Source organism: Actinoplanes ianthinogenes (genome assembly GCF_018324205.1).
GTDB lineage: Bacteria > Actinomycetota > Actinomycetes > Mycobacteriales > Micromonosporaceae > Actinoplanes > Actinoplanes ianthinogenes.
On sequence record NZ_AP023356.1, the window covers coordinates 6,257,087 to 6,283,812 of the forward strand.

At 71.1% G+C, this 26,726-nt stretch carries 29 protein-coding genes and 1 pseudogene; 12 read left to right on the forward strand and 18 right to left on the reverse strand.

The features are described from left to right. Positions 1–14: 14 nt before the first annotated feature. A complete protein-coding gene (locus tag Aiant_RS28445; RefSeq protein WP_189334693.1) occupies positions 15–662 on the forward strand; it encodes a hypothetical protein in 648 nt (215 codons plus the stop codon). Between the two features lie 5 nt (positions 663–667). Here Aiant_RS28445 and urtE read toward each other — a convergent pair whose 3' ends face one another. The 6 genes from urtE to Aiant_RS28475 form a co-directional block, all read right to left on the reverse strand. Further along, a complete protein-coding gene (gene urtE / locus Aiant_RS28450) occupies positions 668–1,360 on the reverse strand; it encodes an urea ABC transporter ATP-binding subunit UrtE (RefSeq protein WP_189334694.1) in 693 nt (230 codons plus the stop codon). Continuing rightward, a complete protein-coding gene (urtD, locus tag Aiant_RS28455) occupies positions 1,347–2,102 on the reverse strand; it encodes an urea ABC transporter ATP-binding protein UrtD (RefSeq protein WP_189334695.1) in 756 nt (251 codons plus the stop codon). Before urtD ends, urtE begins: the two co-directional genes overlap by 14 nt. Beyond that, positions 2,099–3,196, reverse strand: coding sequence for an urea ABC transporter permease subunit UrtC (gene urtC / locus Aiant_RS28460; RefSeq protein WP_189334696.1), 1,098 nt, complete (start codon positions 3,194–3,196; stop codon positions 2,099–2,101). The genes urtD and urtC overlap by 4 nt, the downstream gene beginning before the upstream one ends. Then, the gene (gene urtB / locus Aiant_RS28465; protein ID WP_189334697.1) at positions 3,193–4,080 is read right to left on the reverse strand and encodes an urea ABC transporter permease subunit UrtB; all 888 of its coding nucleotides are present in this window, start codon (positions 4,078–4,080) and stop codon (positions 3,193–3,195) included. The genes urtC and urtB overlap by 4 nt, the downstream gene beginning before the upstream one ends. A 57-nt stretch (positions 4,081–4,137) precedes the next feature. Next, positions 4,138–5,349 (reverse strand): urea ABC transporter substrate-binding protein, encoded by a 1,212-nt coding sequence (gene urtA, locus Aiant_RS28470; protein WP_229831035.1) that lies wholly within the window; start codon positions 5,347–5,349, stop codon positions 4,138–4,140. Positions 5,350–5,670: 321 nt separating this feature from the next. After that, a complete protein-coding gene (locus tag Aiant_RS28475) occupies positions 5,671–6,717 on the reverse strand; it encodes a substrate-binding domain-containing protein (protein WP_229831036.1) in 1,047 nt (348 codons plus the stop codon). Between the two features lie 61 nt (positions 6,718–6,778). Between Aiant_RS28475 and Aiant_RS28480 the strand changes: the two genes are divergently transcribed. The 6 genes and pseudogenes from Aiant_RS28480 (at position 6,779) to Aiant_RS28490 (ending at position 9,573) form a co-directional block, all read left to right on the forward strand. Then, a complete protein-coding gene (locus Aiant_RS28480) occupies positions 6,779–7,207 on the forward strand; it encodes a MarR family winged helix-turn-helix transcriptional regulator (protein ID WP_189334700.1) in 429 nt (142 codons plus the stop codon). Between the two features lie 82 nt (positions 7,208–7,289). After that, complete coding sequence (locus Aiant_RS46630; protein WP_268248841.1) at positions 7,290–7,418, forward strand: hypothetical protein; 129 nt, start codon at positions 7,290–7,292, stop codon at positions 7,416–7,418. A gap of 16 nt (positions 7,419–7,434) precedes the next feature. After that, positions 7,435–7,557, forward strand: a pseudogene (locus Aiant_RS47055) (rhamnogalacturonan lyase family protein); the annotation flags it as partial. Further along, complete coding sequence (locus Aiant_RS47060; RefSeq protein ID WP_425322623.1) at positions 7,539–7,769, forward strand: DUF6250 domain-containing protein; 231 nt, start codon at positions 7,539–7,541, stop codon at positions 7,767–7,769. The pseudogene Aiant_RS47055 and the gene Aiant_RS47060, both read left to right, overlap by 19 nt. Positions 7,770–7,798: 29 nt before the next feature. Next, the gene (locus tag Aiant_RS28485; protein WP_189334701.1) at positions 7,799–8,986 is read left to right on the forward strand and encodes an extracellular solute-binding protein; all 1,188 of its coding nucleotides are present in this window, start codon (positions 7,799–7,801) and stop codon (positions 8,984–8,986) included. Next, the gene (locus tag Aiant_RS28490) at positions 8,983–9,573 is read left to right on the forward strand and encodes a hypothetical protein (protein ID WP_189334702.1); all 591 of its coding nucleotides are present in this window, start codon (positions 8,983–8,985) and stop codon (positions 9,571–9,573) included. The genes Aiant_RS28485 and Aiant_RS28490 overlap by 4 nt, the downstream gene beginning before the upstream one ends. On the opposite strand, the gene Aiant_RS28495 is transcribed toward Aiant_RS28490, so the two are convergent. Both Aiant_RS28495 and Aiant_RS28500 read right to left on the reverse strand, forming a co-directional pair. Continuing rightward, the gene (locus Aiant_RS28495; RefSeq protein WP_189334703.1) at positions 9,570–10,319 is read right to left on the reverse strand and encodes a hypothetical protein; all 750 of its coding nucleotides are present in this window, start codon (positions 10,317–10,319) and stop codon (positions 9,570–9,572) included. The two genes, Aiant_RS28490 and Aiant_RS28495, sit on opposite strands and share 4 nt — an antisense overlap. A gap of 91 nt (positions 10,320–10,410) precedes the next feature. Next, complete coding sequence (locus Aiant_RS28500; RefSeq protein ID WP_229831038.1) at positions 10,411–10,863, reverse strand: protein-tyrosine phosphatase family protein; 453 nt, start codon at positions 10,861–10,863, stop codon at positions 10,411–10,413. A gap of 194 nt (positions 10,864–11,057) precedes the next feature. On the opposite strand from Aiant_RS28500, the gene argS reads away from it, so the two are divergent. Together argS and Aiant_RS28510 are read left to right on the forward strand one after the other, a co-directional pair. Beyond that, positions 11,058–12,701, forward strand: a complete 1,644-nt coding sequence (gene argS, locus Aiant_RS28505; protein ID WP_189334704.1) for an arginine--tRNA ligase — start codon at positions 11,058–11,060, stop codon at positions 12,699–12,701. 118 nt (positions 12,702–12,819) lie between these two features. Then, positions 12,820–14,622 carry a bifunctional metallophosphatase/5'-nucleotidase gene (locus Aiant_RS28510; RefSeq protein WP_189334705.1) on the forward strand — a complete coding sequence of 601 codons (1,803 nt, stop codon included), beginning with the start codon at positions 12,820–12,822 and terminating at the stop codon, positions 14,620–14,622. A 5-nt stretch (positions 14,623–14,627) separates the two neighbouring features. Here Aiant_RS28510 and Aiant_RS28515 read toward each other — a convergent pair whose 3' ends face one another. The 4 genes from Aiant_RS28515 to Aiant_RS28530 form a co-directional block, all read right to left on the reverse strand. Beyond that, positions 14,628–15,437, reverse strand: coding sequence for a hypothetical protein (locus Aiant_RS28515; protein ID WP_189334706.1), 810 nt, complete (start codon positions 15,435–15,437; stop codon positions 14,628–14,630). An 82-nt stretch (positions 15,438–15,519) separates the two neighbouring features. After that, positions 15,520–16,380: a MerR family transcriptional regulator gene (locus Aiant_RS28520; protein WP_189334707.1), complete on the reverse strand. Its 861-nt coding sequence runs from the start codon at positions 16,378–16,380 to the stop codon at positions 15,520–15,522. 36 nt (positions 16,381–16,416) lie between these two features. Then, positions 16,417–17,850, reverse strand: coding sequence for a serine/threonine-protein kinase (locus Aiant_RS28525; RefSeq protein ID WP_189334708.1), 1,434 nt, complete (start codon positions 17,848–17,850; stop codon positions 16,417–16,419). A 375-nt stretch (positions 17,851–18,225) separates the two neighbouring features. Beyond that, positions 18,226–18,639 (reverse strand): hypothetical protein, encoded by a 414-nt coding sequence (locus Aiant_RS28530; RefSeq protein WP_189334709.1) that lies wholly within the window; start codon positions 18,637–18,639, stop codon positions 18,226–18,228. A gap of 295 nt (positions 18,640–18,934) precedes the next feature. On the opposite strand from Aiant_RS28530, the gene Aiant_RS28535 reads away from it, so the two are divergent. Then, a complete protein-coding gene (locus tag Aiant_RS28535; protein WP_189334710.1) occupies positions 18,935–19,285 on the forward strand; it encodes an STAS domain-containing protein in 351 nt (116 codons plus the stop codon). Between the two features lie 17 nt (positions 19,286–19,302). On the opposite strand, the gene surE is transcribed toward Aiant_RS28535, so the two are convergent. From surE to Aiant_RS28560, 5 genes are all read right to left on the reverse strand, one after another. Beyond that, positions 19,303–20,154 (reverse strand): 5'/3'-nucleotidase SurE, encoded by an 852-nt coding sequence (gene surE, locus Aiant_RS28540; RefSeq protein WP_189334711.1) that lies wholly within the window; start codon positions 20,152–20,154, stop codon positions 19,303–19,305. Then, a complete protein-coding gene (locus Aiant_RS28545; protein WP_229831040.1) occupies positions 20,151–21,089 on the reverse strand; it encodes a PfkB family carbohydrate kinase in 939 nt (312 codons plus the stop codon). Before Aiant_RS28545 ends, surE begins: the two co-directional genes overlap by 4 nt. A 65-nt stretch (positions 21,090–21,154) precedes the next feature. Next, positions 21,155–21,463, reverse strand: coding sequence for a hypothetical protein (locus tag Aiant_RS28550; protein ID WP_189334712.1), 309 nt, complete (start codon positions 21,461–21,463; stop codon positions 21,155–21,157). A gap of 91 nt (positions 21,464–21,554) precedes the next feature. Continuing rightward, entirely contained in the window at positions 21,555–23,678 is a 2,124-nt protein-coding gene (locus Aiant_RS28555; RefSeq protein ID WP_189334713.1) for a HelD family protein, read from the reverse strand. A 152-nt stretch (positions 23,679–23,830) separates the two neighbouring features. Continuing rightward, entirely contained in the window at positions 23,831–24,772 is a 942-nt protein-coding gene (locus tag Aiant_RS28560; RefSeq protein ID WP_189334714.1) for an alpha/beta fold hydrolase, read from the reverse strand. Between the two features lie 170 nt (positions 24,773–24,942). Between Aiant_RS28560 and Aiant_RS28565 the strand changes: the two genes are divergently transcribed. After that, positions 24,943–25,551: a carbonic anhydrase gene (locus tag Aiant_RS28565; RefSeq protein ID WP_189334715.1), complete on the forward strand. Its 609-nt coding sequence runs from the start codon at positions 24,943–24,945 to the stop codon at positions 25,549–25,551. 88 nt (positions 25,552–25,639) lie between these two features. On the opposite strand, the gene Aiant_RS28570 is transcribed toward Aiant_RS28565, so the two are convergent. Then, a complete protein-coding gene (locus Aiant_RS28570) occupies positions 25,640–25,966 on the reverse strand; it encodes a hypothetical protein (protein WP_189334716.1) in 327 nt (108 codons plus the stop codon). Positions 25,967–26,209: 243 nt separating this feature from the next. Here Aiant_RS28570 and Aiant_RS28575 point away from each other — a divergent pair, with 243 nt between their 5' ends. After that, positions 26,210–26,701, forward strand: a complete 492-nt coding sequence (locus Aiant_RS28575; protein ID WP_189334717.1) for a DUF3145 domain-containing protein — start codon at positions 26,210–26,212, stop codon at positions 26,699–26,701. The last annotated feature ends 25 nt before the right edge of the window (positions 26,702–26,726 follow it).

A 26,726-nucleotide genomic window follows, 5' to 3' on the forward strand; every position in this document is an offset into this window, starting at 1 on the left:
GGTACAACAGGGGGATGAGCGATCAGCCGCCGCAGGCGTACCGGCCGGTCGCGGTGCCGTTGCACCGGCCGGACAGGTTCGGGTTCGTCCCCGGTGGGGACCGTGACCACTGGTGGGGGCGGCTCGGCGCCGACATCCGGCAGCGGATCGGCGCCGCGGCCGGCCCGACCATCGACTGGTGGGCCTGGCGGCACGACGCCAACGATCAGCCTTACGCCGTGGTGCTCGGCACCGACGCCCTGGTGACGTCGATCCCGGACCGGCACGGCAGGCAGGAGCTGACCCTGCACCGGCTGGTGCCGGACTCGCTCACCGAGGCGCACGTCCAGCAGCGCCCCGCCGACGCCGCCCGGATCGGCGAGGTCGCCGACGACCAGGCGGCCGCCCCGTCGCTGACGATCAGCGAAGGGGTGCGCGGTTTCCTCGGCAACCTGCCGGCCGAGGCCCAGCAGCTGATGCAGGAGCCGTTCGTGACCGGCGACCGGGTCCGCAGCGACAGTTGCCACTACTTCGGCACGGACGAGGACGTGGCGGTCTGGTGCTTCCTGGCCGGCCGGGCGCACGTCACCTTCGTCTCCGGCCGCCGGCTGGCCCCGGCCGGCGCGCCGCCGCACGCCGCCACCTGGGACCTGATCTGCCGGCGGGCCCGGGTGCTGCGGTGACCGGATCAGACGGTCAGGGCCTGGCGGACCGTTGACTCCGCCCCGGCGCCGCCGTCGCCGGTGGAGGTGACCCGGCCCGCCTCCAGGACGTAATAGTGCTGGGCGGCGCGCAGGGCGAACCCGACGTGCTGCTCCACCAGCAGGACCGACATGCCGCCGCGGGCGGCCAGGTCCAGGATGGTCTGCTCGATCTCGGCGACCACCGACGGCTGGATGCCCTCGGTCGGCTCGTCGAGCAGCAGCAGCCGGGGCCGGGTGATCAGCGCCCGGGCCAGGGCCAGCTGTTGCCGCTGGCCCCCGGAGAGCAGTCCGGCCCGCCGCCCGAGCAGTTCCTTGAGCGCCGGGAACAGGTCCAGCGCCTCGGCCATCGCCGCCTTGCCGTCCTTGCGGCCGTCGGCGATCAGCCGCAGGTTCTCCAGCGCGGTCAGGTGCGGGAAGCTCTGCTGCCCCTGCGGGACGTAGGCCAGCCCGCGCGCCACCCGCTCGTGCGGCGCCAGCCGGGTGACGTCCTCGCCGTCCAGCAGGATCGTCCCCGACCTCGGCTTGAGCAGGCCGATCGCGGCGCGGAGCAGGGTGCTCTTGCCGGCCCCGTTGTGGCCCAGCACGGCTGCCACACCGTCGGTGGGGACGGTCAGGGAGACACCGTGCAGGACGATGCTGCGCCCGTACCCGCAATGGATGTCGTCAAAGCGAAGCATCGTGCGCCTCCTGCGAAGCGGAGTGTCCGAGATAGACCTCTTGCACCCGGGGGTCGGCCTGGACCTCGGCGACGGTGCCCTCGGAGAGGACCCGGCCGGCGTGCATGACCGTGACGGTCCGGGCGAACCGCCGCAGGAAGTCCATGTCGTGCTCGATCACCACCACGGTGTGGTTCTTGCTGAGCTCGCCGAGCAGCTCACCGGTGGCGTCCCGCTCCTCGTGGCTCATCCCGGCGACCGGCTCGTCGAGCAGGAACAGCCGGGCGTTCTGGACCAGCAGCATGCCGATCTCCAGCCACTGCTTCTGCCCGTGCGGCAGGGTGCCGGCGAGCTGGTCGCGGACCTCGGTGAGCCGGATCGTCTCCAGGGCGTGCTGCACCGCGGGCGGCACCGACGAGCGGCGGCGCAGCATGGTGAACGGGCCGCGGCTCCAGCCGGCCGCGATGTCCAGGTTCTGCAGGACGGTGAGCTCCTCGAAGACCGTGGAGTTCTGGAACGTCCGGCCGACGCCGAGCCGCGCGATCTTGTGCACCTTGCGGCCGAGCAGCTCCTGCCCGTCGAAGGTGACCGAGCCGGTGGCCCTGGCCAGGCCGGTGATCGCGTCGATCAGGGTGGTCTTGCCGGCGCCGTTCGGCCCGATCACGAACCGGACGTCGCCGGCCGGCACGGTCAGGTCGACGCCGCCGACCGCGACGAACCCGTCGAACACGACCTTGAGGTCCTTGACCACCAGTTCGCTCATGCCGCCTCCTTCTTGCTGAGGCGCCGGCGGCGCAGCAATGTCACGAGCGAGGCCAGGCCGCCGGGAAGGAAGAGGATCGGCAGGATGAAGAGCAGACCCTCGAAGTACGTCCAGGCCGACGGAAGTTTCTCGGAGAGCGCCGTCTTCGCCCAGGCCACCGCGACCGCCCCGAGCGCGGGACCGACCAGGCTGGCCCGTCCGCCGACCGCCACCCCGATCACGAACTCTATCGACGGGACCACACCGATCATGGCCGGCGAGATGATCCCGACGGCGGGGACGAACAGCGCGCCGGCCAGGCCCGCCATGCCGGCCGCCGCGACGTACGCGACCAGTTTGACGTTCGCCGGGTCGTAGCCGAGGAAGCGCACCCGCTCCTCGCCGTCCCGGACCGCGACCAGCAGCTCGCCGTACCGGCTGCGCATCAGCTGCCAGGTCAGGCCGAGCACGGCCAGCAGCGCCCCGGCCACGATGAAGTAGATCATCCGGCGGTTCACCGGGTCGGTCAGGTCGTAGCCGAAGAAGCCCTGGATGTCGGTGAGACCGTTGGTGCCGCCGGTGGTGCCCTGCTGCCCGATCAGGAAGATCGCCATGGCCGCGCAGAGCGCCTGGGAGAGGATCGCGAAGTAGGCGCCGCGGACCCTGCGCCGGAAGATCAGCAGGCCCAGCAGCGCCGCCACCAGCATCGGCAGCAGCACCGTCGCGGCCAGCGCGAACACCGGGTTCGCGAACGGCCGCCACCACCACGGCAGGGCGTTGAGCTGGCCGTACAGCTGCATGAAGTCGGGCAGCTGGCCGGGCCCGGCGTCGGTGAGCTTGAGATGCATGGCCATCGCGTAACCGCCGAGGCCGAAGAAGACGCCCTGGCCGAGGGTGAGCATCCCGCCGCGGCCCCAGGCGAGGCCGATGCCGGCCGCGACGATCGCGATGCACAGGTACTTGGCGAGCAGGCCGAGCCGGAAGTCGCCGAGCGCCGCGGGCGCGACCCCGAACAGCGCGACGGCCGCGAGACCGAAACCGATCGCGACGGCGGGTACCCCGCGCTTCCGCGCCGGCGGGGTGGTGGTGACCGGCGGATCCTGAAGCGTCGTCATGCCAGGCTCCTCGTCCGGAGGGTGAACAGACCCTGCGGGCGCCACTGGAGGAAGGCGACGATCACCAGGAAGACGATCACGCTGGCCACGCTGACCGTGGTGGTGTACTCCACCATGGACTGCACCACGCCCAGCGCGAACGCCACGATCACGGTGCCCTTGAGCTGGCCGATGCCGCCCACCACCACGACCAGGAACGCGTTCACGATGATGTTGGTGCCCATGGTCGGGCCGATCGGGCCGACCAGGGTGAGCGCGACCCCGGCGATCCCGGCCAGCCCGGACCCGATGAAGAAGGTCAGCCGGTCGACCCGGCCGGTGGCCAGGCCGGAGACCGAGGCCAGGTCGCGGTTCTGCACCACGGCACGGATGCGCCGGCCGAGCGGAGACACTTTCAGGACGACACTGAGCGCGCCCACCGCGGTCAGCGCCAGCACCAGGATGAACAGCCGGCTGCTCGACACGACCAGGTCGTCGGTGAGGTGGATGCTGCCGGTGAGCAGCTCCGGCGCCCGGGTCTGCACGTTCGGCGCGCCGAACACGTCCCGGGCCGCCTGCTGGAGGATCAGCGAGACGCCCCAGGTGACCAGCAGCGTGTCCAGCGGGCGCGCGTACAGGCGGCGGATCAGCAGCACCTCGATCAGCACACCCATCAGGCCGGCGATCACGAACGCCACCGGCAGGGCCACCAGCAGCGAGATCCCGGCCCCGCTGATCACTTTCTGGAGCACGTACACGGTGTAGGCGCCGAACATGATCAGTTCGCCGTGCGCCATGTTGATCACGTTCATCTGGCCGAAGGTGAGCGACAGGCCGAGCGCGATGAGGAGCAGCACCGCGCCGATGCTGATGCCGGTGAAGAGTTGGCTGAGGACGACAGTCACGGGTGAACCCCTTCCAGCGGGCCACCCCCGCGAGGGGGTGACCCGCCGTTCGAACGATCAGGAGAGGCCGGCCGCCCAGGGGTAGCCCTTGAGGTACGGGTCCGGCTTGATCGGCTCGCCGGAGTTCCACACCTCGGTGATCAGGCCGTCGGTGCCGATCTTGCCGATCCGCGCGGTCTTGAAGATGTGCTGCGTCGGGCCGTCCACAGTGACCTTGCCCTCCGGCGCGTCGTAGGTGATCCCACCGGCCGCCGCGGCCGCCTTCACCTTCTCGACGTCGAACGAGCCGGCCTTCTCGACCATCGCCTTCCACAGGTAGACCGAGGTGTACGCGGCCTCCATCGGGTCACTGGTCGGCTTGTCCGCGCCGTACTTGGCCTTGTACGCCTTCACGAACTTCTCGTTCGCCGCCCCCGGCGTGGTCTGGTAGTAGTTCCACGCGGTGAGCTGCCCGGCCAGGTACTGGGTGCCGATGCTCTTGACCTCCTCCTCGGCGATCGAGACGGAGACCACCGGCATCGCGGCGGCGGTCAGGCCGGCCGACTTGTACTCCTTGAAGAACGCGACGTTGCTGTCGCCGTTGAGGGTGTTGAAGACCGCGGACGCCCCGGACGCCTTCACCTTGTTGACGATCGTGGAGAACTCGGTGGAACCCAGCGGCGCGTAGTCCTCGCCGAGCACCTTCATGCCGTTCGCCGTGGCGTACGCCTTGATGATCTTGTTGGCGGTGCGCGGGAAGACGTAGTCCGAGCCGACCAGGTAGAGCGACGTCTTGCCCTGCGCCTTCAGGTAGTCCAGGCCGGGCACGATCTGCTGGTTGGTGGTCGCGCCGGTGTAGAAGATGTACGGCGACTGCTCCAGCCCCTCGTACTGCACCGGGTAGAACAGCAGCGACTTGTTCTTCTCGAAGACCGGCTTGACCGCCTTGCGCGATGCCGACGTCCAGCAGCCGAAGACCGCGGCGACGTGGTCCTGGCTGATCAGCTTCTGCGACTTCTCGGCGAAGGTCGGCCAGTCCGACGCGCCGTCCTCGCTGACCGGCTCGATCTGCTTGCCGAGCACGCCACCGGCGGCGTTGATCTCGTCGATCGCCAGCTTGAGCGAGTCCCGGACGGTCACCTCGCTGATCGCCATGGTGCCGGAGAGCGAGTTCAGCAGGCCCACCTTGACCGACGAGCCGGAGGTGTCGATCGTCGCGCCGGCCGCGGAGGACGAGGTGGAGTCGGACGTCTTGGCGCCACAGGCGGTAAGGGTCGCGAAGGCTGCCACCGTTGCGACAATGGCCGCTGAGCGGCGGCCGCGAATCCTGAACATGAAACCTCCCAGCCTCGATTTCGAGGCGCAATATGCATTGGTGTAGGTGAAGTTCATGCGCCGGGGTGTCCGGTCGTGCGCCGCTCTGACTGGCCGCGATGCCGGTCCTGGGCAACGCCAGTGTTAGATGTGTCGATTTCTGGGTTGTTTCCCGGCTCTTAATTGGCGGTTTCCGCGGAAGTCGGCCGGAAAAACAAAAAAGCCGACCTGAAAAAGGTCGGCAAAAATGGGGGTACTTCCCGTTGGAAGCATCTTGACCGCCCTCGGGCGGCGCTGTCAAGGCAGCTGGGTCACGATGTCGAAGTCGACACCGCGCGCCTCGGCGAGGTAGATCCGCTGGTTCACGTGCCGGCCGTGCAGCCGGAGCAGCCCGCGCGGGCCCTCGTAGGACACCGACTCGGCGTGCGCGCCGATCGCCCGGACGTCCAGGTCGCCGGCCTGCTCGACGAGCGCGGCCAGCAGCAGCACACCCTCGTAGCAGGACTCGCCGAGGCTGCCCAGCGGCGGTGCCTCCGGGCCGAACCGGCCGGCGTACCGGCCGTGGAAGTCCAGGTTCTCCGGAGTGATCATGTTGGCGAAGAAGCCGGCCGTGCTGAACAGGTCGCGAGTGGCCGGGGCGCCGCTGGCCAGCAACATGTTCTCGTCCATCAGGGTGCTCAGGCGCAGGCAGCGGCCGGGCAGCCCGGCCCGGGCGAAGGCCCGGTTGAACCGCACCGCGTCCATCCCGACCAGCAGCATCAGCACCGCGTCGGCCGAGGAGATCTCGATCCGGCGCAGCGCCTCGGAGAAGTCGGCGGTGGCCAGCGGCACGTAGCTCTCGCCGACGATGTGCAGGCCGTGCGTGGCGGCGTAGCGGTGTGCGGCCCGGGCGGTCCGGCGCGGCCACACGTAGTCGTTGCCGATCACGTACCACCGGCGGGCGGTGCGCTCCCGGGACAGCAGCCGCATCGCCGGGAACAGCTGCACGTCCGGGGTCTCGCTGGTCAGGAAGACCCCGTCGGTACGCTCGCCGCCCTCGTAGAGCGCCGTGTACACATAGGGCACCCGGCCGGCGATTCGGGGCGCCACCGCCTGCCGCACCGACGAGATGTGCCACCCGGTCACGCCCTGCACCGCCCCGGCCGAGACCAGCGCCTCCACCTCGGCGGCCACCACGGCCGGCGGAGCGCCGCCGTCGACCGGGATCAGCCGCAGCTCGCGCCCGAGCACCCCGCCGGACCGGTTGACCTCCTCGGCGGCCAGTTGCGCGCACAACTCGGCGCTTGGCCCGAAGATGCCGGCCGGGCCGCGCAGCGGCACCACCAGCGCGACATCGAAAGGCATGGCCCACATCGTCCCGGACGGTGGGCTGGATCTGAAGCACGGATTGGGTAACATCCCGACGATGCGGGGACCCACGGATCTTCTGTACCTGCTGACCCGGGCCGAGCGGCTGCTCGCCCGCCGACTGTCCGGCATCCTCGACGCCGAGGGCTGCTCGCCCGACGCGTGGCGGGTGCTCACCCTGCTCGCCGACGGGCGGGGCCACTTCATGACCGAGCTCTCCGAGCGGGCCTTCCTGCCGCCGGGCAGCCTGACCCGGCTGATCGACCACCTGGTCGAGGAGAACCTGGTCTACCGACGCGGGGACGACCTGGACCGGCGGCGGATCAAGGTGCACCTGACCGCCCGCGGCCGTCGCTTCCACCAGCGGGTGGACCAGCGCATCCGGGCCACGCTGGCCGACGTGCCGCTCGGCGACAGCCTCACCGGTCTGGTGGAGGCGCTGGAGTGTAGCCCGGGTCATACTTTTGCAGCGCGGCAAAGCCGCTAGCTGCCCCAACGGAACAGTTAACATTCCGCACCGTTATAAGTGCGCAAATGGTCGATAACCGTGATTCCCTACGGTCCGCGCCATGAGACGCGTAACCGCAGCGGCCGCTGCCAACGAGCCGCCGCTCGCCGCGATCAGCGGTTACGGCGACGTCGCCCGGTACCGCAACGGCGACAACGTGACCGTCTACCTACGGCGACATCCTCGGTGACTGGCGGGAGGAGTACCTGGCCGAGACCAGCGACCACACCGCGCTGCGGATCTTCACCACCAACGTGCCGACCAGCACCCGGCTGTACACGCTGGCGCACGACCCGGCGTACCGTCTGGGGTGGACGGTCCGGGGCTACCTCCAGTCGACCTTGACCGATTTCTATCTCGGTTTCGGCGGGCAGCTGCCGCCCCGGCCACGCATCCGGACGACCGCGTCGCCGGCAACCGCCCGCTGGTCTTCGACTACACCGACCCGGATCCGTACCTCCGCGGGTGGGTCGCCTTCCGTACGGTGGCCAGCCACTTCCACATCCAGGACTTCACCGTTTGGAGACCACCCACCGTGTAGGACGGCTCGCATCGAGTAACGTGCATCACATGCCGGACCTGTATTCGCGGCGATCCTTCATCGCCGGAGTGCTGACCGCGGGGATGCTGTCCACCGCCGCCGGCTACCTGTTCACCCGTCGCACCCCGGTGACCCTCACGCTGGTCACCGGGGTCGACAACACCGGCGGCCGCAACCTGCTGATCAACCTGTGGAACAGGTTCCATCCGGACGTGACCATCAGGGTGGTCACGGTCAACAGCTCCACCCAGGACCAGTACGACCAGTTCGTCAACACCCCGGCCGACATCTACAACCTCGACGTCATCCACATCCCGCGCTTCGCCGCCCGGGACCGGATCGCCCCGATCGAGGCGCCGGACGGCATCACCCTGCTGCGGCCGGTGCAGCGGGTCAGCCAGGTCGAGGAGGGCTCGGCGCCGCTCTGGGCGGTCCCGTTCAACACCGACGTCGGCATGCTGTACCGCCGGATCACCGACAAGGCGGCCACCGGTCCGGAACCCACGCTGGACTCCGTGATCGCCGAGAACCGGCAGTTCACCGGGCAGCTCGCCACCGAGGGCTCGGTCACCGACGAGGCCTTCGTGATCAATGTGCTGGAGCAGGCGCTCGCCCAGGACCGGACCATCGTCGACGAGCGGGGTGTCGTCTCGACCAGCCTCGGCCAGTGGCAGCGGGCCCTCGCGCCGCTCGCCGAGGCGCTGCGCCGCAACCGGATCGTGACGGCGGCCGGCGAGGAGAACACCAACGCCGCGTTCCAGACCGGCACCCTGCGCTACATGCGGAACTGGCCGGTCTGGTACCCGAAGATCGACCGCGAGGAGCGGGCCAAGCCGCGGACCGCGGCCATCCGGCTGGGCCGGTTGCCGATCGGGATCCTCGGCGGGCAGGGGCTGGCGATCGCCAAGGACACCGAACACCGCGAGGAGGCCACCGCGGTGATTCACTTCCTGACCGGCATGCCGGCGCAGAAACTGCTGGCCACCTACGGGTTCGCGCCGACCGCGCAGGAGGCCTACAACGACCCGGAGGTGAAGGCGGCGGTGCCGCATCTCGACATCGTCCGGTCCGCGGTGGAGGACGCGCACCCGCGCCCGATGAGCGCCGGGTACGCCGATTTCGCCCGGGTCTTCCGTCAGCACACCTACGACTACCTGTACCGGCGGGTCGCGCTCACCGACGGTTTCGTCGAGGGCATGCGGGAGGCGTTGCGGTGATCGACGACGGCGGGCTGCAAGCATGGCTGGTCCCGGTCTTCGTGACCGCCGCGATCATCCTGGTCGAGACGGTCGTCTGGCTGGTGACCAGCCGCCGCAGGCCGAACCGCTCGAACGGCACCCTCCAGGACCGCCGGGTCCAGACGATCGCCCTCGGCCTGCTGGTCCTGCTCGCCCTCGCGGTCGCCGGCATGGCAAGCCTCGGCCCGAACCTCGCCGACCAGCTGGCCAGCGTCATAGCCGCCCTGCTCGGCGGCGTCTCCGCCTTCCTCACCTACCTCTCCTACAAGTCCACCCTGGACGCCAAAGCCGCCGCCACGCCCACACCGCCGCCCGCAGCCTCAGCCGAAGCCGCCGCCACGCCGACACTGCCGCCCGCGGCCTCCGCTCAAGCCGTCACGCCGCCGCCCGCAGCATCAGCCGAAGCCGTCACGCCGCCGCCCGCAGCATCAGCCGAAGCCGCCGCGCCGCCGCCCGAAGCCGCAGAGGGAGCGACCGCGCAGCCCAACGGCCGGGAGCGGATCGATGGGGCCGAGGCCGCGACCGCACGCCCCGCCGACCGGAACGGGATCGATGGGGCCGGCTAGGTCCGCGATCTGGCGCGCAGACGCAGGACCACGGCCCATCCCCAGGCGATGAGTCCGAGAACGGTCAGCAGTTTGAAGATCACATAGCCCTCCCAGGGCGCTCCCGGCACGTCCGGCGGGATCGCCGCGGTGGGGGAGAGCAGCTCGCCGAGGACCGCGAGGGTGGGCAGCGCCAGCAGCGCGCCCCCGGCCCAGGCCGGCGCGTTCCACGGGCGGCGACCGGCCTGCCGGGCGGTGAACCGCAGCGCCACCCAGCCGCCGAGCAGCAGCCCGAACACCCCGCCGGCCAGCGCCAGCTCCCGCACGAGCGCCGGCTCGGGCCGCTGGAACACGACCCCCGCGCCGTCCGGCTCACTGTCGCGGAAGACCGCGAGCTCCACCCCGTCGCGGCGCGCGGTCACGAACTCCACCGTCTGCACGTCGGAGAGCCGCTCGACCCGCGCGGGCGTCAGGATCTGCCAACCGGCCCGCTCCAGGGCGCCGCGAACCGCCGCCAGGTCCGGCACGGGCACCGGCACCAGGACCGATCCGCCGTCATACTCGTCGTCGGTGAGCAGCCGGGTCTCCCAGTCCGGCCAGCGGTCGCCGAAGATCGCATCCCATCGGTCGATCGTGCCGATCGGCGCGCCCGGCAGCACCTCGGCGACGATCGCCGTGGCCCGCTCGTCACCCGGCAGCGGATCGGCGCCCCGCCACCCCAGCCAGGCGCCGGCCGAGGCCAGCGCGCCGCCGGCCACGAGCGCCACCGGCGAGCACCGCGCCCCAGCGCACCAGCCGCTGCCCGGCCCCATGCCCGGTGTGCTGCACATCCGTCGCGAGAATCGACATGCCGGAACCCTAGGCCGGGGGTCGGACATTTTCGAAGCGGGTCACGAACCGCCGCTGCCACGGCGTCTCCACGGCATGCCGGTGGTAGTGCTCCCGCACAAAGTCCACGGCCTCCCCGGCCGGCACCCCGTCGAGGACGGCCAGGCAGGCCAGCGCGGTCCCGGTCCGGCCGACACCGCCGAAACAGGCGATCTCCACCCGCTCCCGGTCCGCCCGGCGCAAGGCTTCGGTCAAGACCGATTTCAGGTACGCCGGGTCGGCCGGCACCCAGAAATCCCGCCAGCGCACCCAGCGGCTCTCCCACCCGAACTCCGGTGGCGGCGCCCCCAGCACGTAGACCCCGAAGCGGGGCGGGTGCCCGGTCGGCATCGGGGCACGCAGTCCACGGCCGCGGATCAGCCGCCCGGACGGCAGCCGCAGCACCCCGGCGCCGTCCTTGTCCCAGGTGGAGTCCCCGTTCACCGCTCGAACACTACCCGGCGACAGCACCCGCGACGGGCGGCTATAGTCGCGGCATGCACAGCCACTTCAGCGCGCGACGCCGGCGTCCCATGGGCCGCCGCTGATCTGTGCTTTCCGCCGGCGGGTCGATCCCGCCGGTGACGGATGCGTTGCTGGTCGACCCGCTTTGTTCGTACGAAAAAGTGGGGTTGATCGTGAATCTTGAATCTCTTCTGCACGACCGGCTGGCGCCCGCCCTCGCAGCGGTGGCCGGGCATCCCGTCGATCCGGTCGTGCGGGCGTCGCCGCACGCCGACTTCCAGTCCGGCGCTCCGCTGGCGCTGGCCCGGGAGCTGGGGCGGGCGCCTCGGGAGATCGCCGCCGAGGTGGCCGGGAAGGCCGATCTGACCGGTGTCGCGGAGATCGCCGTCTCCGGTCCCGGCTTCCTCAATCTGACCGTTTCCGACAGCCTGCTCACCGGCGCGCTGCGGGCCGTCGCGGCGGACGACCGGCTCGGTGTTCCGGTCACCGCGGCGCCGGAGCGGATCGTGGTCGACTACTCCGGGCCGAACGCGGCCAAGGAGATGCACGTCGGCCACCTGCGGTCGACCATCATCGGCGACGCCCTGGCCCGGATGCTGGACTGGCTGGGGCACGACGTGATCCGGATGAACCACCTGGGTGACTGGGGCACGCAGTTCGGCATGCTCGTCGAGCACCTGGTCGACCTGGGCGGTGCGGCCGACCACTCGATCCGGGATCTGACCGCCTTCTATCAGGACGCCCGGGTCAAGTTCGACGCCGACGAGGACTTCCGGACCCGTGCCCGGCTGCGGGTGGTGGCGCTCCAGTCCGGCGATCCGCTCTCCCGGCAGCTGTGGCGGCGGCTGGTCGCCCAGTCGGAGGTCTACTTCCTGGACGTCTACGCCCGGCTCGGGATCACCCTCACGGCGGCCGATTTCGCGGGGGAGAGCCGGTATCAGGACGACCTGCCGGTGCTGGTGGACGACCTGCTGGCGCAGGGGCTGCTGACCGAGAGCGACGGCGCGCTGTGCGCGTTCCCGGCGGGTTTCACCGGCCGGGACGGCGAGCCGCTGCCACTGATCGTGCGCAAGGCCGACGGCGGGTTCGGCTACGCCGCCACCGACCTGGCCGCGGTCCGGCACCGGGTCGCGACGCTGGGCGCGAACCGGCTGCTGTACGTGGTGGGCGCCCCGCAGCGGACGCACTTCGCGATGGTCTTCGCGGTGGCCCGGGCGGCCGGCTGGCTGCCGGACCCGGTGACCGCCGAGCACCTCGGCTTCGGCTCGGTGCTGGGCGCGGACGGCAAGATGCTGCGGACCCGGGCCGGCGACACGATCAAGCTGGCCGAGCTGATCGACGAGGCGGTCGGCCGGGCCACGGCGCCCGCCATCGGGATCGGCGCGATCAAATACGCCGACCTCTCCGGCGACCGGCGGGGCGACTACGTCTTCGACTGGGACCGGATGCTGGCCAGCACCGGCAACACCGGTCCTTATCTGCAGTACGCGTACGCAAGGGTCCGGTCCCTGTTCAGGAAGGCGGCCCACGGGCCGGGCCCGATCAGCGTGACCGAGCCGGCCGAACGGGCCCTGGCGCTGGCGCTGCTCGGTTTCGAACCGGCCGTGACGGCGGCGGCCGCCCTCGGCGAACCGCACCGGCTCGCGGTCTACCTGCACGACCTGGCCTCGGTCTTCTCCGGCTTCTACGAGAAGTGCCCGGTGCTGCGGTCGGCACCCGAGGTGCGGGCGAGCCGGCTCGGGCTGGCCGACCTGACCGCCCGGACCCTCCACACCGGATTGTTTCTGCTGGGTATCGAGGCGCCGGAGCAGATTTGAGCAAACTTGACAGTCGCGCAACCTTCCGTTGATCGACCGATTCCCTGATCCCCCGTTAGGGTGCGTGTCTGCGGCACCCACGAGGTGCGCACCGAAATCCTGATGCGAGAGGTTCGCAATGACGCTTCCCAACGGCGTATCGCGGCGCAGCGTGCTGGCCGCCTCGGCGGCCGCCGCCGCGGCACCGCTCGCCTTCCCCGGCGCGGCCGAGGCCCACGACAAGGGTGGCCCGAAGCCGCCGAAGTCCCCGGAGACGTTCCACCTGACCGTCCTGGGCACCTCGGACATGCACGGCAACGTCTACAACTGGGACTACTACAAGGACGCCGAGTACGACGACTCCGCGCACAACGACGTCGGCGTGGCCAAGCTGGCCGCGCTGGTGAACAAGCTGCGCGCCGAGGCGACCGGCGCCACGCTGGTGCTCGACGCGGGTGACACCATCCAGGGCACCCCGCTGGCCACGTACTACGCCAAGCAGGAGCCGATCACCGAGACCGGTGAGAAGCACCCGATGGCCAAGTCGATGAACGTGCTGCACTACGACGCGGTCACGCTCGGCAACCACGAGTTCAACTACGGCCTGCCGCTGCTGAACCTGTGGATCCGGCAGCTGGGCTTCCCGGCCCTGGCCGCGAACGCGGTGAGCGCCAAGACCGGCAAGCCGGCCTTCACGCCGTACGTGATCAAGAAGGTCTCGCTCGGCAAGCACGCGCCCACCCTGCGCGTCGGCATCCTGGGCCTGACCAACCCGGGCGTGGCGATCTGGGACAAGGGCAACGTCGAGGGCAAGCTGAACTTCCTCGGCATGGTGGAGACCGCTGCCAAGTGGGTGCCGATCATGCGGGCCCGCGGCGCCGACCTGGTGATCGTCTCGGCGCACGGCGGTGACAGCGGCACCTCCAGCTACGGCCCCGAGCTGCCGAACGAGAACCCGGTGCAGCTGATCGCCCAGCAGGTGCCGGGGATCGACGCGATCCTGTTCGGGCACGCGCACCAGGAGATCCCGCAGCGGTTCGTCACGAACACCGCGACCGGGGCGCAGGTGCTCACCTCGGAGCCGTCGAAGTTCGGCCAGCGGCTCACCAAGATGGACTTCGAGCTGGTCCGCGAGCACGGCTGCTGGAAGGTCGCCACGAAGGCGTCGACCACGCTGAACACCAACACGGTCGAGGCCGACCCGAAGGTGCTCGCGGTGGTGAAGAGCCAGCACGACAAGACCGTGGCGTACGTGAACCAGATCGTCGCCGCGTCCACCGAGGAGCTCTCCGCCGCCACCTCGCGGTACGAGGACACCGCGATCCTGGACTACATCAACAAGGTGCAGACCGACGAGGTGGTCCGGGCGCTGGCCGGCACGTCGTACGCGAGCCTGCCGGTCCTGTCGATCGCCGCGCCGTTCAGCCGGACCGCGGTGTTCCCGAAGGGCAACGTCAAGATCAAGGACGTCGCGGGGCTCTACATCTACGACAACACCCTGGAGGCGGTCGTGCTGACCGGCGCCGAGGTGCGGGCGTACCTGGAGTACTCGGCGAAGTACTTCAAGACCCTCGCGGTCGGCGCCCCGGTCGACGTGGCGACCATCAACGACAGCACGGTGCCGGACTACAACTACGACACCCTCTCCGGCGTCGAGTACGACATCGACATCAGCAAGCCGGTCGGCAGCCGGATCACCAAGCTGCAGGTCGGTGGCGTGGACGTGGCCGCCGACGCGCAGTTCGTGGTCGCGGTCAACAACTACCGCCGGTCGGGTGGTGGCAACTTCCCGGGCATCGTGAAGACCCAGGTCTACAACGAGCAGAAGGAGATCCGCCAGCTCCTGATCGACTGGGCGCAGGCGAAGGGTCAGATCAACCCGGCCGACTTCTTCGTCAAGAACTGGCAGCTCGTCCGCGAGGGTGTGCCGGTCACGTTCTGACCGGCTCAGTTCTTCGGCGTCTCCCAGTTGCCGCGCAGGTCCGCCATGATCGCCATCGTGGCGGACCGGCCGTCGGCCAGCTGGAACGTGCAGTCGTAGGACCGCAGGCCGTCGGCGCCACGGTCGCCGTCCGGCACACAGCCACCGGACTTGACCTTGGTGCCGACCGCCGCCTCCACCCGGCCGTCGCCGAGCACCTTGCTCTGCACGGCGGCGGTGGCCTGCGCCTCGACGTGGTGCTGGCGCAGCGGCAGGGCGACGTTGACCACCAGGGCCGACCAGAACGCCGCGCCGGCGGCCAGGGTGGCCAGGAACGCCACGTAGTAGGGGAGGCGGGCCCGGCCGTACGTCCGGGCCTTGCCGGCCCGGCGCATCGCCGGGATCACGCCCAGCACGCTCAGGAAGAACGTCCAGACCACCACCGGGCGCCAGGACGGCGCCTCCGGCCGGGCCGCGCCCAGCACCTCGTGCGGGAAGCGGACCAGCAGCTGACCGTGCTTGTTGTCCGGCGATCCGTACGGCGGGACGGTGCCCCCGAACGGCAACGCCCCCAGTTCCGCGGTGTCGGCGGAGGCGACGGGCTCGGTGGGGCCGGCCCAGGGCGGAGCGACCTCGGCGGTCGGCCCGGCCCAGGCCGGCGCCGCTTCCGGTGTGCCGCCCCACGGCTGGGCCGTTTCCGGTGTGCCGCCCCACGGCTGGGCCGTTTCGGGTGTGCCGGCCCACGGCTGGGCCGTTTCGGGTGTGCCGGCCCACGGCGGCGCCACGGAGTACGCGCCCGGCTCATACGGAGTCTGGTGAGTCTCGACGGTCGTCATGGTGGCGGCCCTTCCCGGTAGCGGCTCGGGTGCTTTTCCGTGCCACCCGAGCTCATCGGCCGGGACGAGACCCAGTTGAGGATTAGTTCTCGCCGGTTGCGATTCCGGTGCCGTCCAGCGGCACCTGCATCTCGGTGAGCCACTCCTGCTGCCCACCGGGCGGGCAGTGCAGGTACACCTCGCGGGCGTATCCGGGCGGAACCGGCCGGAACCCGTTGTCCTCGATCCAGGCCGCGATCCGCCCGCCGGTGCGGAACGCCTCCGACATCGGCCCCTCGTGCACCGCGGTGGCCGCCTCGATCGGCGGGAGCACCACCACGTCGAACCCGGCGCCGGCGACCTCCGCGTCGCCGATCGGGAACGCCGCGTGCACGGTGATCGTCTCGTCCTCCGGACCGGTCGGGGCGGGCTGGTAATACGCCAGCGGCGAGCCGGTCATGGCGACCCCCGCCTGCTCCATCAGCTCCATCAGGCGCGGGTAGAGCGGGGACAGGTTCTCGGTGATCGACGCGGGGTGGTCGTACCCCAGCGCGGTGGCGGACAGCTCCGCCACCCGCGTCGCCGGGACCTGCTTCAGGATGATGTCTCCGGTGTTCATGTGACCCTCTGTCTCGATCATCCGGAGCCGCGCGTCGACCAGGGCCAGGCGGGCGCTGTCCCGTTCCACCTGAACGGCCAGTTCCGCCCGTCGCAGCCGCAGCATCCCGCGCAGCTCACCGAGATCGACCTTCTCCTCGAGCATCAGCAGCACCTGGTGCAGGCTGAAGCCGAGATCCTTGAGGGCCAGGATCCGGTTGAGCCGCAACAGCTGCTCCGCCGTGTAGAAGCGGTAGCCGCTGTGCGGGTCGACGTGGGCGGGACGGAGCAGGCCGATGGCGTCGTAGTGGCGCAGCATGCGCACCGACACCCGGCCCAGGCCGGCGAAGTCTCCGATACTCAACATGGTCGTTCCACCGTGCCGTCTGACACAGGGGGAGGGTCAACCGTTGGTCCCGGACCCGCCGCCGGTGCCCGGGTCGGCCGGGGGAGTCGTGCCGGTCGGTGTGGCGGTGCCGGTGGTGGTGCCGCCGGTCGGGTCGTCCGTCGGCTTGGTGGTCGGCTCGGTCTTCGACGGCGTGGGGCTGGGGGACTCACTGGGCGTCACCGACGGGGTCGCCGAGACCGAGGCGCTCGCCGACGGGGTCCGGTTCCGCTTGGTGGTCGTGGTCTTGTGCGTGGTGGTCTCGACCTGCGGCGCCGGGCCGTCCGTGTCCACCGGATCGGCGGTCTGCGGCACGGGGTCGACGGTGGCCGAGGAGACGCCCGTCGGGCTGGCGTCGGCGGGCGGCGCCTTGTCGCTCAGCGCCCAGGCCACGCCGAGGCCGCCGGCCAGCACGAACAGTGCGATCACGGCGATCATCAGGGTGCGCTGGGCGCGCGGCGCCACCGGGACCACGTCGGGCGCGGGCATCGGCGGCGGGGCCGGTGACATCCGCGGCCGGTGGACCGGCTGGGTGGGCCGCGCCGGGCTGACCGGCGCGGTGGCCGGGGCGCCGCTGGTCGGGCGGATCAGGGCGGTGCCGGTCAGCCGTTTCCAGTCCTGCGGGGCGCCGACCGCGGCGTAGGCCGCCTCGGCGAACTCGGCCGCGCTGGCATAGCGGTCGGCCGGCTGCTTGGCCATCGCCCGGGCGATCAGCTCGCGGACCACGGCCGGCACGTGCTCGGGCAGCGGGTCCGGCTCGTCCTCCAGGTGCCGCAGCGCCACCTGGAGCGCGTTGTCCCCGTCGAACGGCGGCTGCCCGGCGATGCAGTGATAGGCCACCGCGCCGAGCGCGTAGACGTCGGTGCCGGGCGTCAGGTTGCCCTTGGCGACCTGCTCGGGGGCCATGTAGAGCGCGGTGCCGACGATCGAGTTGACCCCGGTCATGCTGGTCATCGTGTTGGACCGGGCGACGCCGAAGTCGATCAGGATGACCGCGCCGGACGGTTTCACGATCAGGTTGCCGGGCTTGATGTCGCGGTGCACGATGCCGGCCTCGTGCGCGGCGTGCAGCGCCTCGGCGGCCTGCGCCACGATCGACAGCGTGTCGCTGACCGGGAGGGGGCCCTGCTTGACCCGGTTCGACAGCGGCTCGCCCTCGACGAACGCCATCACCAGGTAGGCGACCTTCTCCGGGCCGCCGGCGTCGCCCTCCTCGGCGTAGTCGTAGACCTCGACGACGCCCGGGTGCCGGAACGCGGCCATCATCCGGGCCTCGCCGTAGAACCGGGCGGCGAACTCCGGGTCGTCCAGCAGCGCGGTGCGCAGCACCTTCACCGCGACGACGCGGCCGAGCACCACATCGGTGCCGCGCCACACGTCGCCCATCCCACCGGTCGCGATCCGTTCGTCCAACCGGTAGCGGTTGTCCAGGAGATGTCCCGCACTGAGCACCAGGTGGACCTTTTCTGATCGGGCGGCCCGGGCCGCGGTAGGAGTGGTTCGTTGATCGAACGCAATGCCGCTCAACTGTACAGAGCCGGACCGATCAACGGGAGATCAGCGGAGGCACCCGCCGGCCGGCCCCGGGATCGGCGTTGAGCTGGGCGAGTCGCTGCTGAGCGGCCCATGGGTGGCGGATCTCCGGCACGCCGGCGACTGCTCCTCGAACCAGGTCCACGCGCTCTGATCGGCCTGGAAAAGGGCGAGCTGAGCGCCGTCGGAGACGCCGGTCACACCGGCGTCGGTGAAGGGCGAGGGCTTCGGCCATCGTGACAGGGTAGGACCGCCGCGCTCGGCGCCCACCCTGCCACGGGTTCGTCCGTTAGGTCATTTCTGGTCGTACGTCGGGGTCACCACGACGGCCGTCTCGGCCAGTTCCAGCTGCTCGTTCTCCGCCTGCCGCTCGATCGCGGCGCGGGCGACCGAGGCCGCGGCCCAGCCGGCCGCCAGCCCGAGCAGACCGATACCGGCGATCAGGCCCCACGGGCGGCCCGGCTTGCGCCCGGCCAGCGCGGCAGCCGCCGCGTTCGCCCGCAGCCAGGCCTCGTCGGCCGCGCCACCGGCACGTTCGGCGAGGTAGGAGCCCTTCTTGCTGGCCTTGCGGGCCACTTTCCGGCTCTTCCGGTCGACCTTCGCGGCCGCTTCCTTGCCGGTCTCACCGGCGCTGACCATGGCAGCCGACAGGTAGTCCCACGCCTCGGCGGCGGTCCGTTCAGTCCGGGTCTTCCTGGTCGCGAACATCCTCGGTACCCTCCTGCGCTAGCCCTTCACGACAACCGTGCCCCGGCCCGGGGTACGGCAAACGTCCGGTATGGACGTCATCACGTTTCGAAAACGATTTGACGGCCCGCAGTACTGTTGACCTCGCTCACACGGGCCACTCAGGTGTCTAACAGGTTCGGGGCCTAACCTTTCGGTCAGTTTCACCGAACCTTCCGGGGGTAGTCCATCCGCCCTGCTCGCTCAAGGGTGGCCGGGACGACCACGGACAGAGGAACAACGCTCGGGACGACCCGGGCGGGTGGAGGGAAGAGGCGTGACGCTGTCGATAACGACGTCGACGCTCGCTGACGGTGCCGTCGAGATCTCGCCGCGCGGCGAGATCGACGTCGAGAACGCGTACGAGATCCGTGAGGCCGTGGCAGCCCAGCTCGCCGACGGCTCCCCGGTGCGTATCGAGCTCAACATGCAGCATGTGACCTTCATCGACTCCGTCGGCATCAGCGCGCTCGTGGCGGCCTTCCAGCTCGCCGGCGTGAGTGGTGTCAAGGTCGTCGTGACGCACCCCAGCCGATTCGCCCACAAGCAGCTCTGGGTCACCGGCCTGCTGGGCCTGTTCGGCAACCCCCAGCCCCATCAGGAGGACGCCGCGCTCTCCGGCGCCTGAGTCCGGATGAATCGGCCCTAGTAAGCCGGGCTCTGCACGTGGATGCCGCCGACGTTGATCCGGATGTCGGTGTCCTCGTGCGGTGCCCGGATCGGCGTCACCACGGCGAAGTTGTCGGCCAGCGCGGCCAGGTCGGTGCCGGGGTCGAGTTCCTCCTCGGCGGCCTGCACCGCGGTCCGGACGAACCCGTCACCCGCCTCCGCGATGCTCATCTGCACCTGGCCGAACCGGGCCAGTGAGGCCTGCTTCAGTCCCCGGATGCCGTCCACGTGCAGGTCCGGGACGTTCAGGTTGAACACCGTTCCGGGCGGAGTGTGCAGCAGCGACGGCAGCAGCCGGACCGCCAGCTCGGCGGCGCTGGCCCAGTGGTGCTGCTCCTCGTCGGCCTTGTGGATCGCGTCGATCGCGGCGCCGCCGCTGGCCGCGGTCGCCTGCGCCGGGGTGAGCACGTCCAGCGAGACGGCCAGCCCGCGCAGCCCGGCGTGCGAGGCGGTCAGGGTGGCGCCCACGGTGCCGGAGTGGACCACCGCGGCGCCGGCGTTGGCGCCCCGGTTGATCCCGGAGAGCACCAGGTCCGGCGGCGGGCCGAAGGCCTCCCGGAGGGCGAGCAGCACGATGTAGGCGGGGGAGGCGGCCACCCCGTACGCCGGGATGTGTTTCGCCCCGGCCAGCTCGCGGGGCTCGGACACGATCTTGCCGTCCTGCACCACGGCGGTCATCGAGGCGCTGCTGCCGCTGGACTCGCTCAGCGGGGCGGCGACCACCACGTCGTACTCGGCGTGCGCGAAGGCCCGGGCGAGCCAGCGGATGCCGGGCGCCTCGATGCCGTCGTCGTTGGTGATCAGGATGCGGGGGTGTCGAGCGGTCATGCCGTCGCCTTCTTGATCGGGGTGAGCCGGACTCGTTCGGTCAGCACCCGGACGGCGTCGACGTGCCCGGTGCCGAGGCCGTGCCGGGTGACGTTGAGGGCGCCGGCGGCCGCGCCGGTGCGGACCGCGTCGGTCATCGAGCCGCCGCGGGCCAGGGTGGCGGCCACCCCGGCGGTCATCGAGTCACCGGCGCCGCGGTGCTCGGCGGCGGTCAGCCGGGGCAGCGTGACGGTGTAGATCTCGTCGTCGATCAGGGCCAGGGCGCCCTCGTCGGCCCGGGACACCAGGACCGCCTCGGCGCCGTCCGTGTTGATCTTCACGAGCGCGGCCATCAGCTCCCGGGTGGAGCCGTCGTTCGCCAGCCCGTCCTTGATCAGCTCCTCGTGGCTGATCTTGACGACGTTCAGGCCGGCCTCCAGCACCGACTCCAGGTAGCGCCCGCACAGGTCGGCGATCACCCGGCAGCCGTTGGCGCGCAGGTCGGCGGCGAGCCGCCCGAACACCTCCGGCTTGATCACCGAGGGGTGCGCCGGGCCGCTGAGGATCGCGATGCCGGCCCGCAGGCCCTCGGCGAGCGTGAGGTTGTAGAGCTCGTCCAGCTCGTGCCGGGAGAGCGGCACGCCGGGCCGCTCGGCGATCTCCTGGCGGCTGCCGCTGCGCCGGTCGTGCACGTACCACCCGCTGCCGTGCTCGCGCGCCACCAGCCGCATGGTGACCCCGGGCAGGTCGGCCATCAGCGGGGCCAGCACCCGGCCCACCTCGCCGCCGGCCGCGGTGCAGAGCGTCACCTCGGCGCCCAGCGACGTGATCATGCGGGTCTGCCAGATGCCCTGGCCGCCCGGATGCACGTGCAACTCCGGTTCGTCGTGGTGTTGCTCGATGGTCACCGTCAGCTGTGGGGCCGGCGCGAAGACCATGACCCGGCCGTCACTCATGACTCGCATTCTCATCTTTTCGCGCATCCGGCGTGGCGGTTCGCAAAAAGAACAGAAGCGACGTTTTACAACTCGAAGCTCTTGGCGGTCAAATCGACCACCGCGCCGGCCAGGTCCGGCCGGCTCTGGAGCAGGTCCTGAAGACGCCACCGCCACTTGCCGGCCTCCACGTCCATCGGATACCGATCACCCTGGTCCCAGATGCCCGACGCGATCAGATAGTCCCGGGTGGCGATCAGCTGTTCCTGGATGTCCGGCCCGAGCCGGTCGCGCACCTGGAGACTGAAGTCGGCGAAATGCGGCCGTCCGGCGGCCCGGATGAACGCCCGGGCGCCGTCCCAGGCCACCCGTGGCTGGTGTTGCACGTGTGTCATGCAGTGATCGTGCGTGACCGATGTGATGATCGCCATACCGCAGACCCATTTTCGGTACGACCGGAGTACTCCCCGGCCGTACCGAAAGGGGCTAGGGATGCCAGGCGGGGTCGGAACCGACCGTGGTGAGGCGCTGGGTGGCCCGGGAGAGGGCGACGTACAGCGTGCGCACACCGGCCCGGTCGACGGCGATCTCACCCGGCTCGACCAGCACCACCGCGTCGTACTCCATGCCCTTGGCCTCCAGCGCGGTGACCACCTGGACGCGTTCCGGCAGGCCGGCGACCCAGCCGGCGACCTCGTCGCGGCGCGGCACCGGGGCGATCACGCCGATCGTCCCGTCGACATCGGCCAGCTGTTTCTCGGTCAGCTCGCGGACCGTGGCGGGCAGCGCCGCCCGCTCCGCGACCACGTCGACCGGGTCGACGCCGGTGGAGCGGACCGCGCGGGGCAGCGGCAGGTCGGGCAGGATCGCCCGGATCACGCCGGCGGCCACCTCGAAGATCTCCGACGAGTTGCGGTAGTTGGTGGTCAGCGCGTAGCTGTTGCGCTTGCGCGAGCCGAGCGCCCGCTCCCGCGCCCGGTCCAGCTCGGCCGGGTCGCCGGACCAGGCGGTCTGTGCCGGGTCGCCGACGACGGTCCAGGACGCGTACTGCCCCCGGCGGCCGATCATCCGCCACTGCATCGGCGAGACGTCCTGCGACTCGTCGACCACCACGTGCGCGTAGTCGCGGTAGTCCTCCTCACGCTGCACCTGCTGGGCCCGCTGGGCGGCCTGCCGGTCGGCGTAGGTGGAGACCTCCTGGATCCCGTCCCGCACGTGGAACGGGTTCTTCGTCTTCCGCTGCGGCTGCCGCGGGCGGCCCATCAGCTCGTCCAGCTCGTCCAGCAGCGCCACGTCGGCGATCGTCGGCCCGTGCTCGCCGAGCGCGTCGAAGGAGCCCTGGAGGACCGCGATCTCATCGCGGGAGAGAACCCCGTTCGCGTACGCCCGGAGCCGTCTCGGATCGGCCAGCCAGCGCAGCACCCGCATCGGGGTGAAACGCGGCCACCACGCTTTCAGGAACTCCCGGAAGTCGGTGCGGTCGGCCAGCTCGGACTCGAACTCGCGCTTCTCCGGCAGACCGGTCACCTTCTGCTCGCGGGCCTGCGCCCAGAGCGCGTCGAAGACCCGGTCGAAGCCCTGCCCGCGAACCTCGTTGCGCCGGGCGCCGCGCTGCAGCACCTTGCGCCGGATCTGGTCCAGCTCCGGCGTGCCCAGCCGCAGCAGCGTGCCCCGGTAGAGCAGGCGCAGCTCGGTGGGGCCGCCCGGCACCGCGTCGTGCGAGGCGCGCTCCAGCACCCGGCGCATCCGCAGCGAGCCCTTGATCGCGGCCACCTCGCCGGCGTCCACCCGGGTCGCGTCGTACCCCGGCACCAGCGAGCCGAGCGAGCGCAGCGTCGCGGTCTCCTCGCCGAGCGAGGGCAGCACGGTGGCGATGTACTCGACGAAGACGCCGGACGGGCCGACCACCAGGATGCCGCCGCCGGCGAACCGGCTGCGGTCGGAATACAGCAGGTACGCCGCGCGGTGCAGGGCCACCGCGGTCTTGCCGGTGCCCGGTCCGCCGGTGACGATCGTCACCCCGGAGGCTGGGGACCGGATCGCCTCGTCCTGCTCGCGCTGGATGGTGGCGACGATGTCGCGCATCCCGCGGCCGGTCGCCTTGGCCAGGCTGGCCAGCAGCGCGCCGTCGCCGACCACCCGCATCCCGGGCGGGGCCGACTCCGGGTCGAGCAGGTCGTCCTCGATGCCGGTGACCTTCTCCCGGCTGGACTGGATCATCCGGCGGCGGACCACGCCCAGCGGCTCGGCCGGGGTGGCCTGGTAGAACGCCGCGGCGGCGGGCGCCCGCCAGTCGACGACCAGCGGTTTCGAGCTGTCGTCGCGGATGCCCATCCGGCCCACGTAGTGGGTGGCGCCGGTCTTCAGGTCGAGGCGGCCGAAGACCAGGCCCTCATACTCGGTGTCGAGGGCGTGCCGGCGGCGGGCCGCGTGATAGACCATCGCGTCGCGCTCGACCAGCGCGCCGAAGGTGCCCACCCCGGCGAGCTGATAGCCCTCCTTCTCGGCGCGGGACGCGTGTGCGCGCAGCTCGGCGAGACGGGTGTAGACCCGGTCGACGTGCTGCTGCTCGACCGCGATCTCCTGTTGCAGGACGGTGGCGTCGCTCAAGTCGGTCGTTCTCCCTTTCATGCGCACCACCAGCGCGCTCGCGCGAAGGGGGCAATCGAACTTACTCCTGCCCGGCAACGTGCGTCGAAGCGGCCTGCCGACCGCATCGTTCGAGCTTTTCAGAAACGATGGGGAGGGCGCGGATGTTCCGGCTAAGCGGCCTCGGGGTAGTGCGCGCGCCGCGGTGCCTTACGGCTGCCGCGGTTCACCCGGCGGACGATGGCCAGCAGCGCGGCGGAGACCTCCTCCGGGCGCTCCAGCGGCAGCATGTGGCCGGCGCCGGGGCAGACGGTCAGCTCGGCGGCCGGCAGGGCGGAAGCGATCGACTCGGCGCACGGCGGCGGGGTGAGCCGGTCCCGGTCGCCGACCAGCACCGCGGCGGGCACGTCGCCGACCGCGGCGAGAGTGTCCAGCCGCTGCTGCGCGCCGATCGAGGTGCGGAACCCGCCGATCGACCGCAGCGACGCCCGGCCCACGCTGCGCAGGGTCAGGCCCAGGTCGTCGTCGGTGACCCGGTCGCCGAAGAGCAGCCAGCGCAGCGCCGGGGCCAGCGCGGGCAGCACGGCCCGGTGCGGCCGCCAGGCGCCGGAGCGGGCCAGCACGCCGGCGCCGAAGGTCTCGCCGGCCCGCAGCAGGCCGGCCATGGTGGGCGGCAGGCCGTACCGGGTGTGGGTGTGTCCCTCGGCGGTGGTGGAGACCAGCAGCAGGCCGGCCACCCGGGCGGCGAACTCGTCCGGGTGACGGTGCGCGTACTCCATGATCGTCATACCGCCCATCGAGTGCCCGCCGAGCACCACCGGCCCGGTCGGGGCCAGCCGGCGCACCACCTCGGCCAGGTCGTCGCCGAGCTGATCCAGGGTGGCGGCGTGGCGCCGGGTGGCCGAGGAGCGCCCGTGCCCCCGCGTGTCGTAGGCGATCACCCGCGGAGCCCGGCGGCCCAGCCCGCTGAGTGCGGTGACCTGGTGCCTCCAGGTCCGCCTGTCCAGGCACCAGCCGTGCAGCAGGATCACGGTCACCGGGGCGTCCGCGGGGCCGGAGACCTCGGCGTGCAGCCGCACGCCGTCGGCCAGCTGGATCTCGGTTCGCTCGGACATGGGCACCTCCGCGTGTGTCACGCCCCCCGTCGTACCCGCGGGTAGCAATCATCACTCGCGATCCGGCCCAGCGACCACTGTCTCTCCGGGTAGGGCCGGACGACCTTTGGTGACCGTGAGCTGCCTCGCAAATACTTTCCTCGGCCGCCCGGACCGCGAGAATCGACGACATGACAGGCACCCGCACCGTCCCGGCCATCACCCCCGCCACGGCTCTCGGCGAGCTGATCACCGGCAACAAGCGGTTCGTGTATGGCAAGCCGCATTATGGGCACAACGTCACCCAGGCCGCCGCGACCGCCGGCGGCCAGCAGCCGCACTCGGTGGTGCTGGGCTGCATCGACTCGCGAGTCCCCCTGGAGGCGGTCTTCGACCAGCCGTTCGGCGCGATCTGCGTGGCCCGCTCCGGCGCGCACGTGCTGGACCGGTCGTTGATCGGCTCGGTGGAGTTCGCCGTCGACGCGCTCGGCGTCTCGCTCGCCCTGGTGGTGGGGCACAAGCGCTGCGGCGCGGTGACCGCCACGGTCGGCGCGGTGCGCTCCGGCGACCGGCCCGACGGCGACGTCGGCTACCTGGTCGAGGAGATCGCCCCGGCGGTCGACGGGATCGACCTGGCCGACCCGGAGGCGACCGAGCTGGCGATCCGCGCGCACGTGACCCGCACCGTCGAGCGCCTGCGCGCGACCCCGAGCCTGGCCGCGGGGATCGCCGAGGGCCGGGTGAACGTGGTGGGCGCGATCTACGACCTGGACAGCGGATGGGTCGAGTTCCTCGACTGAGGATTTTGAGCTGATCTTCACCAGACGCGAAAAAGCACCTCCCGGCCGCCCGGCCGGGAGGTGCTTTTCAGTGTCTGCGTGGGGCTGCTCAGCCCTCGAAGACGCCGGCGTCGACGAGCCGCTGCTCGGCGGCCGCCCAGCCGTGCTCCGGGTTGGCGGTGTGCAGCGCGCCCAGCTCAGCGCGGATCTTGGCACCGTGGCCGGCCGCGGCCAGCACGCGGATTTCCTCGACGAACGCGTCCGAGGTGGTGTTCAGGTGCGTGGTCTTGCCGTTGGTCAGGTTCCGCACGTAGGCGAAGCGGCCGTTGGCGAGCGGGATGAGGTACTTGTACTCACCGAGCACGCTGAGGGCGCCACCGGTGCCCTGGCCGGCGCGGACTGATGCGCGGGCGGTCTTTGAGGTGTTGCCTGCCACGGCGGTACTCCTTGAGGAAAACATCGGGCAAAGAAAAAGGCCGTGGCAACTCTACACGACGCCTGGTGAACCGCACCGTCGGAGCAGGTACGAGCGTTGGACCGGATATGCCACTACGGCGGCTCCCATAGTCGATGTTGCGGATTCTCTGGCGCACCATCCGTACCAACCGGCATCATGGGACACGATCAACCGCGGTCGAGGTCGTAGGGGAAGACGCACCTCGGTCTCCGGGAGGTCACCGTGCCAACGTGTGGCGTCGTATACGTCCACTCATCCCCGCTCGCCGTGTGCCAGCACGTCGAATGGGCCATAGCGCGCGTCCTGACTGCGCCGGTCAATCTCCAATGGACCGTGCAGCCGGTCGATCCCAGCATGCGCCGTGCTGAGTGCAGCTGGACCGGACGCGCCGGAACTGGCGCCGAGCTGGCTGCTGCCCTCCGGCAGTGGCCCATGATCCGTTTCGAGGTGACCGAGGAACCGAGTCCGGGGCTCGACGGCGAGCGGTTCATGCACGTCCCGGGCCGGGGCCTGTTCCACGGCGCGATGGGCGCCTCGGGCGACATCCAGATCGGCGAGGACCGGCTGCGGGCCATCATGGCCTCCGCCCGGGCTCCCGAGGCGCTGACGCACGCCCTGGAGAAGGCGCTCGGCACCGCCTGGGACGCGGAGCTGGAGCCGTATCGGTATGCCGGCGACGGCGCCCCGGTCACGCTCCTCACCCGGGTCGGGTGACCCTCACGATCGGCCGGTGTTCCCC